Source organism: Sphingobacterium nematocida, from assembly GCF_900168125.1.
GTDB classification, from domain to species: Bacteria; Bacteroidota; Bacteroidia; order Sphingobacteriales; family Sphingobacteriaceae; genus Sphingobacterium; species Sphingobacterium nematocida.
Genome location: NZ_FUZF01000002.1, coordinates 426,878 through 442,031 on the forward strand (window position 1 = coordinate 426,878; position 15,154 = coordinate 442,031).

General features: G+C 42.6%; 12 protein-coding genes. 10 read left to right on the forward strand and 2 right to left on the reverse strand.

Features of this window, described 5'->3' with window-relative positions; all coding sequences use genetic code 11:
• Window positions 1-137 precede the first annotated feature (137 nt).
• Entirely contained in the window at window positions 138-1,811 is a 1,674-nt protein-coding gene (locus B5X76_RS04090) for a calcineurin-like phosphoesterase C-terminal domain-containing protein (RefSeq protein ID WP_079641466.1), read from the forward strand.
• Window positions 1,812-1,827: 16 nt separating this feature from the next.
• Here the strand turns inward: B5X76_RS04090 and B5X76_RS04095 are convergent, their stop codons facing one another.
• Window positions 1,828-3,225: an aldehyde dehydrogenase family protein gene (locus tag B5X76_RS04095; protein ID WP_079641468.1), complete on the reverse strand. Its 1,398-nt coding sequence runs from the start codon at window positions 3,223-3,225 to the stop codon at window positions 1,828-1,830.
• A gap of 45 nt (window positions 3,226-3,270) precedes the next feature.
• The gene (locus tag B5X76_RS04100) at window positions 3,271-4,056 is read right to left on the reverse strand and encodes an AraC family transcriptional regulator (protein ID WP_079641470.1); all 786 of its coding nucleotides are present in this window, start codon (window positions 4,054-4,056) and stop codon (window positions 3,271-3,273) included.
• Window positions 4,057-4,393: 337 nt separating this feature from the next.
• Here B5X76_RS04100 and B5X76_RS22130 point away from each other — a divergent pair, with 337 nt between their 5' ends.
• From B5X76_RS22130 to B5X76_RS04140, 9 genes are all read left to right on the forward strand, one after another.
• Window positions 4,394-5,743, forward strand: a complete 1,350-nt coding sequence (locus tag B5X76_RS22130; RefSeq protein WP_217699619.1) for an alpha-L-fucosidase — start codon at window positions 4,394-4,396, stop codon at window positions 5,741-5,743.
• Between the two features lie 93 nt (window positions 5,744-5,836).
• Window positions 5,837-6,640, forward strand: a complete 804-nt coding sequence (locus tag B5X76_RS22135) for a discoidin domain-containing protein (RefSeq protein ID WP_217699620.1) — start codon at window positions 5,837-5,839, stop codon at window positions 6,638-6,640.
• A gap of 48 nt (window positions 6,641-6,688) precedes the next feature.
• Window positions 6,689-8,416 (forward strand): DUF4091 domain-containing protein, encoded by a 1,728-nt coding sequence (locus tag B5X76_RS04110; protein WP_139375207.1) that lies wholly within the window; start codon window positions 6,689-6,691, stop codon window positions 8,414-8,416.
• A gap of 15 nt (window positions 8,417-8,431) precedes the next feature.
• Complete coding sequence (locus B5X76_RS04115) at window positions 8,432-9,268, forward strand: glycoside hydrolase family 16 protein (RefSeq protein WP_079641472.1); 837 nt, start codon at window positions 8,432-8,434, stop codon at window positions 9,266-9,268.
• Between the two features lie 470 nt (window positions 9,269-9,738).
• On the forward strand, window positions 9,739-10,062 hold the full coding sequence (locus tag B5X76_RS04120) for a c-type cytochrome domain-containing protein (protein ID WP_079641474.1): 324 nt from the start codon (window positions 9,739-9,741) through the stop codon (window positions 10,060-10,062).
• Window positions 10,059-11,246 (forward strand): DUF1553 domain-containing protein, encoded by a 1,188-nt coding sequence (locus B5X76_RS04125; protein WP_079641476.1) that lies wholly within the window; start codon window positions 10,059-10,061, stop codon window positions 11,244-11,246. Before B5X76_RS04120 ends, B5X76_RS04125 begins: the two co-directional genes overlap by 4 nt.
• 11 nt (window positions 11,247-11,257) lie before the next feature.
• On the forward strand, window positions 11,258-12,754 hold the full coding sequence (locus B5X76_RS04130; RefSeq protein ID WP_079641478.1) for a DUF1501 domain-containing protein: 1,497 nt from the start codon (window positions 11,258-11,260) through the stop codon (window positions 12,752-12,754).
• A 38-nt stretch (window positions 12,755-12,792) separates the two neighbouring features.
• Entirely contained in the window at window positions 12,793-13,680 is an 888-nt protein-coding gene (locus B5X76_RS04135) for a sugar phosphate isomerase/epimerase family protein (protein ID WP_079641480.1), read from the forward strand.
• Window positions 13,629-15,092 (forward strand): c-type cytochrome domain-containing protein, encoded by a 1,464-nt coding sequence (locus B5X76_RS04140; RefSeq protein ID WP_245800938.1) that lies wholly within the window; start codon window positions 13,629-13,631, stop codon window positions 15,090-15,092. Before B5X76_RS04135 ends, B5X76_RS04140 begins: the two co-directional genes overlap by 52 nt.
• Window positions 15,093-15,154 lie beyond the last annotated feature (62 nt).

A 15,154-nucleotide genomic window follows, 5' to 3' on the forward strand; every position in this document is an offset into this window, starting at 1 on the left:
CAAAAAAATCTCTAGCACGCTATCTTCTTTGTAATAAATCTGTTGGATTTTAAATTTATCTTCAAGTAGCTTCGTTTTGTTTCGGTTTTTAGTTTTGATTTGTTTTATATTTGTTCTATAACCTTAAATGTAAGTATATGAACACATTTCGTCCCTTTGTACTCTGGATGGCATTAAGCCTATTCACCGCTTCTTTTTCGATAAGCTGTTCGCAGCGTGTTATTAAGTCTACAGATAAGATGCTTGCGGTGCCGATCCCCGATAAAGAAGGAGCGACAGTCAAAGGAAGGGTTTATGCCAAAGGTAGAGGTGTAGCGAATGTGGTGGTGTCGGATGGGGTTGAAGTGACGTCTACGGATGAAAATGGGGTATATTACTTGGCTTCTAGCAAAAAGCAGGGCTATGTGTTTATCTCGATTCCGGCCAATTATGAAGTGAACAGCGTAGGAAATCTGCCGCAGTTTTTTAAGTACCTGCAAGCAAGTCGCGAGGAGGTAGAAGTTGTAGATTTTGAATTAACCCCTGTTCGTAATGATAATCATAGCGTAATAGTGATGACAGACTTTCATCTGGCCGATCGAACGGACGATCTGTCGCAGTATGCACGATTTGTGAAAGATGTAAATGGCAGTATTCAAGAACTACGTGAGCAAGGTAAAAAGGTTTACGGCCTGACATTGGGTGATCTGTCTTGGGATAATTATTGGTATTCAAGATCCTTCGCCCTACCGGAATATGTCTTACAGATGAATAAACTGAATACAACAGTATTTAATACGATTGGCAATCACGATAATGATCCCTACATAGCGGGAGATTGGGATAGTGGAGCTGCCTACCGTAAATATATAGGGCCCACTTATTATTCCTTTAACATTGGAAAGATACATTACGTGGTGTTGGATAACGTGGAGTACTTGAATAAAGGTGGAAACCAGGGCAAAATCGGCGAACGTAATTATAAAGCCCGGGTGCTGGAGGAACAGATGGAATGGTTGAAGAAAGATTTGGAGACGGTACAGGACAAATCTACTCCTATTGTATTGGCTATGCATGTGCAACTTAATAATGCCCCTAAAGCAGACCAGTCTGCTACCCAGCGATTGGATAATGCTTCAGAATTATTGACGGTATTGGCCCCATTTAAAAGGGTTCAGGTACTGACAGGTCATACGCATGTAAACTATACGGTCGAAAATACACCGAATCTAATGGAACATAATATTGCTGCGGTATGTGCCACCTGGTGGTGGACAGGCAAAGATGGCTACACCGGTAATCATATTTCGCAGGATGGTTCGCCGGGTGGATACATGGTTTGGAACATGTCCGAACGGAATATAGATTGGTATTACAAAGGAATAGATAAGGCCAGGGATTATCAATTTAGAGCCTATGATCTGAATAAAGTTAAAATTACAGCGGCTAAGTTTGCACCGAATAGTACCGATGCCAAATTAAAGAACTATACCAACGGTTATGAGGTCGCGAACAATAAAAATGAGGTATTGATTAATGTCTGGGGGGATGACCCACAATGGAAAGTAAATGTAACGGAAAATGGTGTGCCACTGAAGGTGACTCGGGTACAAACCTACGATCCATTGCATATCGTGTCTTATGCGGCGATGCGTCTTCAAGATAACGCCACCCCCTCTAAGGGATTTGTGACTTCAAAGTCCGCCCATTTTTTTAAGGCGACTGCCTCGTCAGCCAGCAGCACACTGGATATCAAGGTGACAGACCGCTTTGGTAATGTCTATAAAGAATCTATGGTGCGACCAAAAGAATTTTCGACGAAGATGATGTAATTAGGTCAACGTACTTTTACATCCAGCGTTTTAAAAATTTCAATACCCACCCTTTATTTGAATAGGGTGGGTATATAAGTTTTGACATTGGAACCCGGGATTGATACATGACCGAACGTTCGTGCGAGAATGCTTTAAATCCAAAATAACCGTGACTACCACCCATTCCACTATGATTGACCCCCCCAAAAGGAAGGTTTGGATTCGAGACATGAAGTATGACATCATTGACGCAAGTGCCCCCAGCAGAAGTGGATTTGATAATGTTATCTATAGCTCTTGTGTTACTACTAAATATATACAAGGCTAGAGGTTTAGGCTTGGACCGAATAAAATCTATGGCTTCCTCGATATCGCTATAGGTGACTATGGGTAATAGGGGGCCAAATATCTCTTCTTCCAGTATACGGCTTTCTGGCTTTACGTTACGTAATATCGTTGGTGAAATACTATCTTCTAAATTATTCTGTCCCTGCCAAGCAATCTCTGCGCCATTCTGGATGGCGTCTTCGATAAGCAAGTTGAGCCGGGCCATATGTTTTCCATTGATGATCTTTGCGTAGCTGTTTGGATCTATTGTGCCATTTTCCCCATATATTAGTCGAGTGGCGGCAGTCTTAAAGTGTTGGATGAATTTTTCTTCTTGGCTGTGATGAATCAAAACATAGTCGGGAGCAATACAGGTCTGCCCGGCATTGATCAGCTTACCCCACGCGACCTTTTCAGCGGTTTTCTCCAGGTCAGCACTGCTGTGGATCAGTGCAGGAGATTTGCCACCGAGCTCTAGGGTAATCGTACTCAGGTGTTCGGCCGCTGCCCGCATGACAATCTTACCTACCTGGGTACTGCCGGTAAAGAAAATATGATCGAAAGGTAATTTCAATAGTGTTTCAGATACCTCCTGCCCACCTAAAGCACAGTAAACAACCGATGTGTCAAATGCTTCGTCAAGAATTGCAGCTATGACGGCAGCCGTGTGGGGGCTATATTCCGAAGGTTTGATAATAGCGGTATTGCCTGCTGCGAGGGCAGAGACCAAAGGACTCATGGTGAGCTGAAAAGGGTAGTTCCACGGGGCGATAATCAGACAGCTTCCTTTGGGCTCGTAAATGATCCTATTTTTGGCAAATAGACTGGCAACAGTTGGTCTCGCCCGTCGTGGCTTTACCCAATTCGACAGGTGCTTAATTGCAAAATCAATCTCGGAATAGACAAAATAGATTTCAGTGACGGCAGCCTCAAACTCACTTTTGCGAAGATCTGTAGATAGTGCGTTGAAAATCTCCGGTTCATGACGTTGGATCACATCTTTCAATTTTTTTAAATGATCGATACGTTGTCGCGCTTCCAATAGCTTATTGGAACGTTGATAAGCTTTCTGTTGGTGAAATAGGACGTCTACTTTTTGATACATACCGTGGTAATTTTAAGCAAATTTAGTTGTTTGTATTGACCTTCGCTATTTATTGTTTTTAATGATAATCGTAGAACCAAGGAATTCGTCTCCTTGATTTATCATCTGACAGGAATAGCTAATTCTAATTTCATTAAGAAATTGTATAAAGCTCTTTTGAGTACGGTTTTTAAAGTATCGACAAAAAGCTTGTTTGGTCATGTTGGCAATAACAGATATTTCGTCTAGACTAATCTCTCTGTGGTAGTTTTCAAACATGAATCGGATGATATTATCCATTTTTTCAGGATCATTTGCCGAATAATTGGCCTGGAAGCCTGCGCTGCTCAAAATTACATATTCCTTTGTGTGGATCATAATATCCATCAGCGTTAAGAATAGCGCAACTTGTTTGAATCCCTCACTTTGAGAAATAGCTAAAATTAATGGTTTAAGTTGCTTTGTTACTCCTTTTTTAAACACAAGGCCTCGTCTGGAAATTTGTAGAAAGGAGACCAGTCGTTCGGGATCTACGAAATGTTTCATCGCCGAAATTAACTTGTCGGGATCGAAAAAAAGAGTAATCGAACGTGCCGATCCCTTAGGGCCAAGTGCATCAGCGTGTGTATGCCAGACATGTGGTAGATCCGAACCTAAAAAAGTAATCTCGTCAATCTCGTATCCGTCAATACTGTCGCCGACGATTCGTTTACCAGTACTTTCCAATACAAGATTGATTTGACATTCATGGTGAAAGTGAAATTCGGTCGAGAAATTAGAATTAGAAAATTGTTTGATACTAAATGTTTGATGGTTGATATCATTTAATATTTTGGCAAAGACCGGTCTCATAACGTAAGTTGTTTAATATTTGTAAACTTATTGCTAATATAGTATAGCTCGTTCAAAATTGCAAGAAGACATTTCTAGATATTAATTACCTTAAATAATAAAGGGTGCAAAGGGGCAAATTATATATACAACGGTAAAAACAAGGTAATAAATGTTTAAAGTAGGTTAATATTGTTTAATAATGCGACGTTAGTTTTATATACTTTTAAGAACTGGTTAGGAAACCCAAAGCCCTGTTTTTTCTGAAATTGTCTGCGTTTAATGGACAACAAGAACTTTCATGTCTGTTGGTGATCCAAAGGAATCATGAGAGTTTTTTATAATTAAAGTATATACCATGACAATTTTTAATCAAATACTGTTAGCTGGTTGCGGACTATTGGTCTCTTGGCAAGGATTTGCTCAACAAAAGAATGTGGCAAATACACTTCCAACAAAGAATACCTATGCTGTTAGTGCTACAGATACGCATGCCGATATTATTCAGAAGGCAGCGCATGTAGTACCTACTGCAAGACAGTATGAGGCATTGCAGAACGAATTTATAGCCTTTATACACATGGGGCCCAATACCTTCACGAAAATGGAATGGGGTAACGGCAAAGAAGACCCACGTATTTTTGACCTGAAAGAATTGGACACAGATCAATGGTGTCACACCATGAAATCTGCCGGGATGAAAAAAGTGATATTGACAGTCAAGCACCACGACGGATTCGTCTTATGGCAGAGTAGGTACACGGATCATGGGGTTATGTCTACCGGATTTAGAAACGGTAAGGGGGATATTTTGAAAGACCTATCGGCTTCCTGTCAAAAGTATGGATTAAAGCTGGGGATATACCTTTCGCCAGCAGACTTATTTCAGATAGAAAATGAAAAGGGCCTGTACGGCAACCTCAGTAAATACACCAATCGTACTATTCCTAGACAGGTAGAAGGTAGACCATTTAAGAATAAGACCACCTTTCAGTTTGAAGTAGATGATTATAATGAATATTTTCTGAATCAGCTTTTTGAATTGCTTACGGAGTACGGTCCAGTACACGAGCTTTGGTTTGACGGGGCACATCCAAAAACTAAAGGAGGACAAAAGTATAATTATGCAGCTTGGAGAGAGTTAATTAACACTTTAGCGCCAAATGCTGTTATTTTTGGAAAGGAGGATATCCGTTGGTGTGGTAATGAAGCAGGTGGTACACGTAAGACGGAGTGGAACGTGATCCCTTATGACGCTGATCCACATAGCTTGGAAGGATTTAGGGATCTTACCGATGAAGATTTGGGAAGCCGGGAAAAATTATATTCGGCAAAGTACCTCCATTACCAGCAGGCAGAGACCAATACGTCTATACGTGAGGGCTGGTTTTATAGAGATGATGTGCATCAGAAGGTACGAAGTGCGGATGATGTTTTTGATATTTACGAACGTGCTGTAGGAGGTAATAGTACGTTCCTTTTAAATATCCCGCCAAATCGGGAAGGCCGATTCTCCGACGAAGACGTTCAGGTGCTGACGGAAGTCGGCAAGCGAATCAAAGAGGGGTATACGAATAATCTCCTTCAGAAAGCAACAGCTCCCAAACAGCTCTTGGATAAGGATCAAGCTACAGTATTTATAGTAAAAGATGGTGCAATAGAATTTAAAACAGCAAAGCCCATACGTACCAATCGCTTTGTATTGTAGGAGGCTGTACAGCAAAATGGGGAGCGTATCGAAAGACACGCGATTGATATCTGGAAAGACGGAGGCTGGAAACAGATTGCCGAGGGTACGAATGTGGGGTACAAAAGGATATTACGGTTTCCTATGGTGGAGGCTAGTCGATTCCGATTGCGTGTGTTAGAAAGTCGAGCTACCCCCGTGTTGACGACTGTAGGCGCTTACCTAGTCCCTGTGAGGCCACCTCAGCTTGCTATTCAGCCTGATCTGGATGGTAAAGTCGAGATTAAGCCTCATCAGCATGAATTTGGATGGAAACCACATGGTGAGGATGTGCTAGCCAACCTGACTTCAGATTATCGTATTTATTATACCGTAGATGGTTCTAATCCTACGGTTAAGTCGCAACTGTATACGGGCGCTTTCTTACCGACTGCCTCTATCATAAAGGCTGTTGCCATAGATCGCGAAGGGCAAAGAGGAGCTCCAGTAGAAGAGACTTTAGGTATAGCCAAAAGGAATTGGAAAGTGGTTTCGAGCAGCGGGGCTCGTGAAAAATTCGCTGCGGATAAAGCTATTGATGGAAATGAAAATTCATTCTGGCACTCGCAATCCACAGGAGCAGATCAGTTTATTGAAATAGACTTAGGTCGTGACTATGCTGTTTCGGGATTTGCCTACACCCCTCAGCGAAAACATGGGGAAGGTATGATGGCCAAAGGGTTATTGAAAGTAAGCCTAGATGGTAAAAACTGGCAGGATGCTGGTAGTTTTGAATTCGGTAATTTAATTAACGATCCCTCTAAAAGGAAACATCTATTCGGAAATAAGGTGAATACACGTTATATTCGTATTATATCAACCGAGATCACAGGGGGCGGCAACTCGCTGAGTATCGCAGAACTGGACTTTTATAACTAGTCACTAAACTTAAATACACATATTTTGAAGACTTTAGTAAAAATTGGAATGGCAAGCCTCCTATTGTGGGGGCAAAGTGACGTAATACAGGCTCAAACGGCTGCGAAAGGGAGGACATTCGTAGAGATGGCAGACCCAACGGCAGATACGCTTTCTGACTGGTCCGCTGTAAAGGCAGGACTTAATAGCTCTTTTGTTTCGATAGATAAGCGCTACGTGCGCTCTATAGCACCACAGGTGCCCTTGCAAAAGAAGATGTTGGTCAAAGGTTGGAAGGGCGAACGTGTCTCCGCTCAGCTTCTTTTATGGTCGAGCGCATCCGTGAAAAATGTCTCCTTAGAGATTGGTAATTTCCATTCATCAAAGCGTCAAGAAATCAAAGGCGATGTGGCACAGGTCCACTTTGTACGTTATGTGATGACCGATGAATATGGTCCTGGATGCGGTTATCGTAAACCAAAAGATTTTGCAGCTTCATTGTCGCCCGATATGCTGGACGATGTAGATAGCTATGATATTAAAGGTAAAGAAGTGCGTCCAGTATGGGTCACCGTGGATATCCCTCGAGATAGTGAAAGTGGAATATACAACAGCACGGTCACTGTTAAATCCGGAGAGAAGAAGATAGAGACGTTGACATTGGAACTGGAGGTGGTCAACGAGTTGTTGCCAGCCGTCAGCCAATGGACATTCCATCTAGATCAATGGCAACACCCATCGGCAGTAGCCCGTGTCGAAGGACTGACGATGTGGTCAGACGCGCATTTCGCCGCGTTAAAACCTGTGATGAAGCGACTCGCAGATGCCGGACAAAAGGTTATCACAACCACGCTTAATAAAGATCCATGGAATGTACAGACCCTAGATCCTTATGCGGATATGATTGTCTGGAAGAAGAAAAAAAATGGTTCCTGGGAGTATGATTATACGGTCTTTGATCGGTGGGTTACACTCATGATGGATCTTGGGATAAAGAAAATGATCAACTGTTACTCTATTATTCCGTGGAATAATATGATTCATTATAAAGATGAAGCCACTGGCAAATTTGTGGATGTGGAGGCTAAGCCAGGGACAGCTGTTTTTGAACAAATGTGGGCACCATTTCTTACCAATTCCTCTGCCCATCTGAAAGCAAAGGGATGGTTGTCTATTACTAATATTGCAATGGATGAGCGTGAACCCGATCAGATGGAAGCAGCTTTCGCCTTGCTGAAAAAGATCGCACCAGAATTGGGCGTATCGTATGCGGATAATCAAAAAACCTACAAAAAATTTCCGGATAGCAGAGACATCAGTATCGCTTCGGGACACCCTTTCGCTAAGCAGGATCTAATCAATAGAAGGGCAATGGGATTGAACAGCACATTTTATGTCTATTGTGGCAACTCTTTTCCTAATCAGTTTACGTTCTCTGATCCGGCGGAATCGACATACCTTGCCTGGTATGCTTTAGCAGCAGGTTTTGATGGGGTGTTACACTGGGCCTATAATTCATGGGTGGAAACTCCATTGCAGGATTCGCGGTTTCGGACATGGCCCGCTGGAGATACCTATGTTGTATACCCGCAAAACAGAAGCTCTATACGTTTTGAACGGATGCTAGAAGGTATTCAGGATTATGAAAAAGTACTTGTATTACGTAAGAAATGGACCGATGCCAAGGATCAGGATAAGTTGAAAGCATTGGAAACTATCATCCAAAAATTGGATAATCCGAAACGTACCGAGACCTGGAATGAAGACCTTAATAAGGCTAAAGCGTTATTGAATTAAAAAACAGATAGCTTCATGAGAGTAGCTCAGATTACTTATTATATATTAGGAGGAGTTAGTATGCTGTTAGGCTCGTGTTCTGTATCCAACAGAATGGCCGAGCACCCACAGGTCTATCTTCAAAAAGAAGGGCGCGAGGAGAAAAAGTGGAAGTTGATTTGGAAAGATGACTTTAATGAAAGGACATTAGATACGAATAGGTGGAGTAGAATACCCGCTGGAACAGCAGATTGGAATAGACACATGAGTACGGATGATAGATGTTTTGAGCTAAAAGACGGGCAGCTACATCTACTAGGAATCAATAATCCAGACACAACTAGGGATAAACGACCTTTTATTACTGGAGGTATCTGGAGTAAAGGCAAATTTGCATTTCAATACGGTCGAATTGAGATCCGGGCCAAACTTGGTAGCGCTCAGGGAGCCTGGCCTGCCATGTGGATGTTGGCAGAGCTGGATAAGTATGGTAAATACCCCAAAAATGGAGAGATAGATATCATGGAGCACCTGAACTTTGATAAGATTATTTACCAGACTACCCACTCTTATTACACGCTAGATCTAGGTGAAAAGACAAAACCACCGCATTACGGAACCGCTGCTATCGAGGCGGGAGTTTACAATGTGTATGGTATAAGCTGGTATCCGGATCGTATCGTGTTTCAATTGAATGGTAAAGATACATTCACTTATCCCCGATTGAAAGGTGTGGATCCTTCTCAGTGGCCCTATGACCAGCCATTTTTTATTTTAATTGATCAACAGCTTGGAGGCAGCTGGGTAGGCAAAGTCGACCAGAGCCAGCTACCCGTTGTGATGGAGGTTGATTGGGTAAAAGTGTATCAGTAGAAGCAGAAGCTATATCATCGTAACATAAGCGACAGGAAGTATTTTAACTTTCTGTCGCTTTTTTTCTGAAAGTGTTTGTATTATTGATTCGTTTCAACTTTTCAATGCATCAATGAGCTCTCTTCGCTCGGTTCAATGGCCATCAAGAACTTTCATGTCTGTTGCTGATCCAAAGGCATCATGAAAGTTTTTTTGTGGATGATTTTAACGAAACCGGACCAACCGGTTGTGTAGGGGTAAAATAGTTTTAAAAGCTGTCAATATAGTGTTAGTTGCTTCACTGTAAATTTTCTATTTTTACGATAACCAACGGATAAACAAAAGTTCCAGAGCTAAACCGTCCCCTATAGTTATTCATAATCGTAAGGAGGTGTAGTGGAATTCATGTGAACCAATTGTAAGATAATGAAGTTGTTTGAGAAGTAATCAAAGCTTTGAAGACAGTTTCATCGCGTGAATATTTAAAAGCAATGAAGAAACGTGTTTTAGTAATTTCGATAATACTTATTGGGGTTTTAGGGATCGTATTTTTTTCCATTCGGAAGGAGAGACCCGTTGATTTTAGTGCAGAGGTAAAGCCAATTATTAATAAGCATTGTATTTCCTGCCATGGAGGTGTTAAAGCCAATGGCGGTTTAAGCCTGCTGTTTGAAGAAGAGGCTTTTGCTAAGACGGAGTCGGGGAGTCCTTCAATCATTCGCGGTGATGCTGATCACAGTGAATTTATCAAGCGTCTTATCACGGACGATCCAGAACTAAGGATGCCTTATAATGCGATCAGCCGGTATGTATGATCGAGTGGTTCGCTTTTAGAGAACCCCTACCGAAAGCAAATGAGGTCGAAGCTGGCAGAATGCAAGACTTGTTTCTATCGCTGATTAATACACAGCCCGAGTCTGTCCCCATCATGATCGAAAATCCCTTGGATATGAAACGTAAGACCCATGTTTTCGAAAGGGGAAATCGGTTGACCCTGGGTGAGGAGGTGCAACCTACTGTACCGGCGGTGCTAAATGATTTTCCTGAAAATGAACCGAAAAACCGTCTTGGATTTGCCAAATGGATTGCGAGCAAAGAGAATCCTTTAACAGCCCGGACTTTGGTGAATCGTGTATGGGCACAACTATTTGGCCGCGGACTGGTTGAGCCATTAGGCGATATGGGTACACAGAGTAATCCGCCTATACATGGTGCTTTACTGGATTATCTCGCATTGGATGTGATGTACGAGAAGAATTGGAGTATGAAGAGCCTTATTAAGGAGATTGTAATGTCATCAACGTATAAGCAGTCGTCCGATCTGAATACCGATGACACCAAGAAAGATCCGGATAACCATTACCTCGCTAGAGGATCGAGATTCAGGCTTACTGCCGAACAGATCCGTGATCAAACACTGTCTGTCGCTGGATTATTAAGCACCAAAATGTATGGTCCTTCTGTTATGCCTTATCAGCCAGATGGCGTTTGGATGACGGTGTACAGTGGCGAGTCTTGGAATAAAAGTCAAGGAGAGGACCAGTATAGACGTGGGGTGTATACCTTTCTAAAGCGCACCAGTCCTTATCCATCTTTTATATCTTTTGATGCCTCCAGTCGAGAGTTGTGTCTAGTGGATCGAATACGGACCAATACGCCGCTACAGGCACTGACCACCTTGAATGATCCTGTGTATCTAGAAGCTGCAAAACACCTCTCGGAGTTTATGGAAAAGGAAAGCAAAGGGGATCTACAGAAGGCTCTAGCGATGGGGTATAGAAGGGTGATGCTCCGGAGCCCTATTAAAGAAAAACTAAATGCATTAGAAAAATTATATGGAAGTGCAAAACTCGATTTTAGTAAAAAGCCAAAGGATGCGGAACGATTCTTAGGGGTACAGTCGGGTAAGTTGACTAATGAGCAGGTGATTTCGCAAGCAGCGTATATGGTTGTCGCGAATGCACTATTGAATTTGGATGAATTTTTAACGAAATCATAAAGCGGAAAGGGATGAAAGACTTTAATAAATTGTTTAAGGAATTAGAGCAACAGCAATTACAGGCTGTGACACGAAGACACTTTTTAAAAGACTGCGTTGCCGGAATCGGAAGTATTGCTTTAGGTAGTTTTCTCGCGAGTTGCGCAGGTAATTCAGGAGGTGCCGGATCAGGTATAGACCTGAATGCATTGAATCCACTAATCCCCAGAGCACCGCAGTTTCCGGGCAAAGCCAAGAGTGTGATTTATCTCCACATGGCGGGAGCTCCATCGCAACTGGAACTTTTTGATTATAAGCCTGCATTGCATAAGCTACATAATCAACCTTGTCCGGAATCATTATTAGCGGGCAAAACTTTTGCTTTTATACGTGGTGTTCCCAAGATGTTGGGACCACAGGCGACCTTTGCACAATATGGTCAAAGTGGTGCCTGGATTTCAGACCACCTCCCTCATTTTACAAAAGTAGCCGACGAAGTTAGTTTTTTAAAAGCAGTCCATACCGATCAGTTTAATCATGGGCCGGCCCAATTGTTTATGCATACCGGTAGCCCTCGCTTGGGTAGACCGAGTATAGGTTCTTGGGTAACTTATGGTCTAGGTTCTGAAAATAGTAATTTACCGGGTTTCGTGGTATTGACCTCAGGAGGTAAGACGCCCGACGCAGGCAAGAGCGTGTGGGGATCGGGATTTTTGCCCTCGGTATATCAAGGAGTACAATGCCGTTCTAAAGGAGATCCTGTATTGTATCTTGCCGATCCAGATGGAATGGGACGGGACTTAAAGAAGCAAACGATCAGTGCGATCAATGAAATTAATAAGGCCGAGTACGATACGTATAAAGATCCAGAAACACTCTCTCGGATAGCGCAATATGAGATGGCTTATAAAATGCAGGTGGCCGTCCCTGAAGTCATGGATATCAGTAAAGAACCGGAATATATTCATGAATTATACGGTACTGAGCCAGGAAAGGAATCCTTTGCAAATAACTGTCTTTTGGCGCGTAAACTTGTAGAGCAGGGTGTTCGTTTTGTGCAGCTTTTTGATTGGGGATGGGATAGTCACGGCACAGATTCGTCTACGTCTATTGATCTTGGTTTCAGAAATAAATGTAGGGAGATAGATCGACCTATGACAGCTCTTTTATTGGACCTGAAACAGAGAGGTCTTTTAGACGAAACATTAGTGGTTTGGGGAGGAGAGTTTGGACGTACACCGATGCAAGAAAATCGGGATAATAGCGATATGCCATTTCTAGGAAGGGACCATCATACCGATGCCTATACCATTTGGATGGCCGGTGGAGGTGTAAAGAAAGGAGTGACCTATGGCGAAACGGATGAAATAGGGTTTGCCGGAGTTTCGGGAAGGGCATCTGTACATGATGTGCATGCTACGATGCTACATCTATTAGGGTTTGATCACGAGAAGTTTACTTACGAGTTTCAAGGTAGACCTTTTCGACTTACTGATGTACACGGAGAGTTAATTAGTGCAGTCGTGTAGCCTGTGGTTTATTTAACATTAAGGAATTTAATACATATATGAAGAGGATACGATATTCTATATTATGGTTGTTATTGTTGGTTAATACAATGGCGGGTAGTGCACAGTCGAATACGGGATTAAAAATTAAAATCTATTGTACAAACTGGGGTATGACAGATAGCTGGGATGTGTTTTGTGCCAAGGTAAAGGATGCCGGATTTGATGGGGTAGAGACCTGGCTGCCAGGAACAGATAGCGAACGTAGTGACATGTTGGAGGCCTTAAAACGATATGAATTGTCACTGGGGTTGCTATGCGGTGGGGGTGGACGATCATTTCAAGAATACCACGATAGTTTTGTGAAGAATATTGAAACCGCTATCCGTGTGAAACCTGATTATATCAATTGTCATACGGGCAAAGATTATTATACGTTTCAACAGAATAGTACATTGATCGATGCTGCAAGTAAGCTCAGTAAGTTAAATAATCTACCTATCTACCACGAGACACATCGTGGCCGCTTTAGTTTTGCAGCCCATGTCACCAAGCGATTTTTGGAAGAGCTTCCGGCGCTAAGTCTCGCTTTGGATATCTCGCATTGGTGTAGTGTCCACGAATCTTTATTGGGTGACCAGAAAGAGACCGTAGAGTTGGCGCTCCAGCGTACCGGACATATTCATGCACGTGTCGGACATCCTCAGGGGCCTCAGGTCAATGATTTTACGGCGCCAGAGTGGAAGAGCACCTTGGAGCAGCACTTAGCTTGGTGGGATAGAATAGTGCAGTTGCACAAGGAAAATGGACGCAGGACCCTCACTATAACGACCGAGTTTGGTCCTGCCGGTTATCTGCCTACTTTGCCTTTTACGCAACAACCTGTGAGCAGCCAATGGCAACAAAACGTATCTATGTTGAAACTTTTACGAGCACGATACCAATAATGGGACAGTTTTTTGAAGAGTTAGGCGAATTTATCGGTCGAGCCCATCCATTGTTGGTGCATCTTCCAATAGGTATGTTGGTGGTAGCTTTTTTTATGGCTGTTCTTGCCAAAAGAGAGAAATATAAAGAGATACATGTTGCTATTCCGGTAGTGTTATTTTTCGGGAGTATGGCTGCTATTTTAGCCAGTATTGCGGGATACCTACTGTCCTTGCGGGGTGGATATGAACAGCAAACGTTAGATTTTCATCAATGGCTAGGGATAGCAGTTGCGGTTATTTCGGTATCCGTATATTGGATGTATCGAAAGAAATGGAGTTATCGATTTTTGGTATTCAGTTTACTGTTTCTACTAATTGGGGCGACTGGTCATTTTGGAGGGACGCTAACACATGGTGAAGGGTATTTTAAGGAGGCAATCCCTACAGTGATAAAGGATATGCTGGGGCTAAAAAGTGAGGAGTTCCAAATGGCTAAAATTGAGAATGTTCAGGAGGCAGCTTTATATCAGGAGATCATAGCACCGATTTTGATGCAGCGCTGTGCCTCTTGCCATGGAGAGAGAAAGAAAGAAGGTGGCCTGGCAATACACAGTCAGGAATTTCTTTTAAAGGGGGGAGACGGTGGTGTCGTACTAAAACCGGGAAAGATGCCCGAAAGCGAATTGTATGCTAGACTGGTGCTACCAGTAGGTCATGAGAAGCGTATGCCTCCTAAAGGTAGGACCCCGATTACCGCCGAACAGATCAAGCTGATCGGTTGGTGGATTACCGAAGGAGCCAGTTTTACGAAGAAGGTGAATCAAACAAATCAATCTCCTGAAATAAAAACACTATTAGCACAATTGGAAGAAGGAGGAAATGAGGCCGAACAGTTGGAATACGCCGACCTTCCTGAAGGAAATGATCTTCCAGAAGAATTTGTCCGAAATCTTCAAGCAAAAGGGATCAAAGTATTACCCGTTGCGGTTAATAGTCCTTATGTAGCCATAAATGCGATCAATTATCCAGAGTTTTCAGATAAGGATTTAGAGGATCTTTTGCAGATAAAAGATAATATCGTACAGCTTAAACTGGCACGAACAGCCGTTTCGGATGCGGCTATGGCGAGTGTTGTAAAAATGCCTTATCTGCGGAAGCTTCATTTGGAACATACAAAATTGTCTGACGAAGGACTCCATGTACTGAAAGGAAGTAAGTCTTTACGCTATATCAATTTGTTTGGAACAGCGATTTCTGATCAGGGGCTTACCCATTTAGGGCAATTGCAGGGTTTAAAGCAAATTTATGCCTACCAGACCAAGGTGACCGCAAAGGGTGTTGAGGGTTTGAAAGCTTTAGACGTAGAATTGTATGTGGATTCCGGAAAGTATCAACTTCCCTTTTTAAATTCAGATACGGTGAAGTATTAGTATTTCCTATCTACCTGCCTGCTGTGTTTACTGCGATAAACATAGCAGGCAGCCATTTTTAT

Bases quoted from the DNA above. Each gene is read 5' to 3' on its own strand.
- B5X76_RS04090 (WP_079641466.1), top strand. From the start codon at position 138: ATGAACACATTTCGTCCCTTTGTACTCTGGATGGCATTAAGCCTATTC.
- B5X76_RS04095 (WP_079641468.1), bottom strand. From the start codon at position 3,225: ATGTATCAAAAAGTAGACGTCCTATTTCACCAACAGAAAGCTTATCAA.
- B5X76_RS04100 (WP_079641470.1), bottom strand. From the start codon at position 4,056: ATGAGACCGGTCTTTGCCAAAATATTAAATGATATCAACCATCAAACA.
- B5X76_RS22130 (WP_217699619.1), top strand. From the start codon at position 4,394: ATGACAATTTTTAATCAAATACTGTTAGCTGGTTGCGGACTATTGGTC.
- B5X76_RS04110 (WP_139375207.1), top strand. From the start codon at position 6,689: ATGGCAAGCCTCCTATTGTGGGGGCAAAGTGACGTAATACAGGCTCAA.
- B5X76_RS04115 (WP_079641472.1), top strand. From the start codon at position 8,432: ATGAGAGTAGCTCAGATTACTTATTATATATTAGGAGGAGTTAGTATG.
- B5X76_RS04120 (WP_079641474.1), top strand. From the start codon at position 9,739: ATGAAGAAACGTGTTTTAGTAATTTCGATAATACTTATTGGGGTTTTA.
- B5X76_RS04125 (WP_079641476.1), top strand. From the start codon at position 10,059: ATGATCGAGTGGTTCGCTTTTAGAGAACCCCTACCGAAAGCAAATGAG.
- B5X76_RS04130 (WP_079641478.1), top strand. From the start codon at position 11,258: ATGAAAGACTTTAATAAATTGTTTAAGGAATTAGAGCAACAGCAATTA.
- B5X76_RS04135 (WP_079641480.1), top strand. From the start codon at position 12,793: ATGAAGAGGATACGATATTCTATATTATGGTTGTTATTGTTGGTTAAT.
- B5X76_RS04140 (WP_245800938.1), top strand. From the start codon at position 13,629: ATGGCAACAAAACGTATCTATGTTGAAACTTTTACGAGCACGATACCA.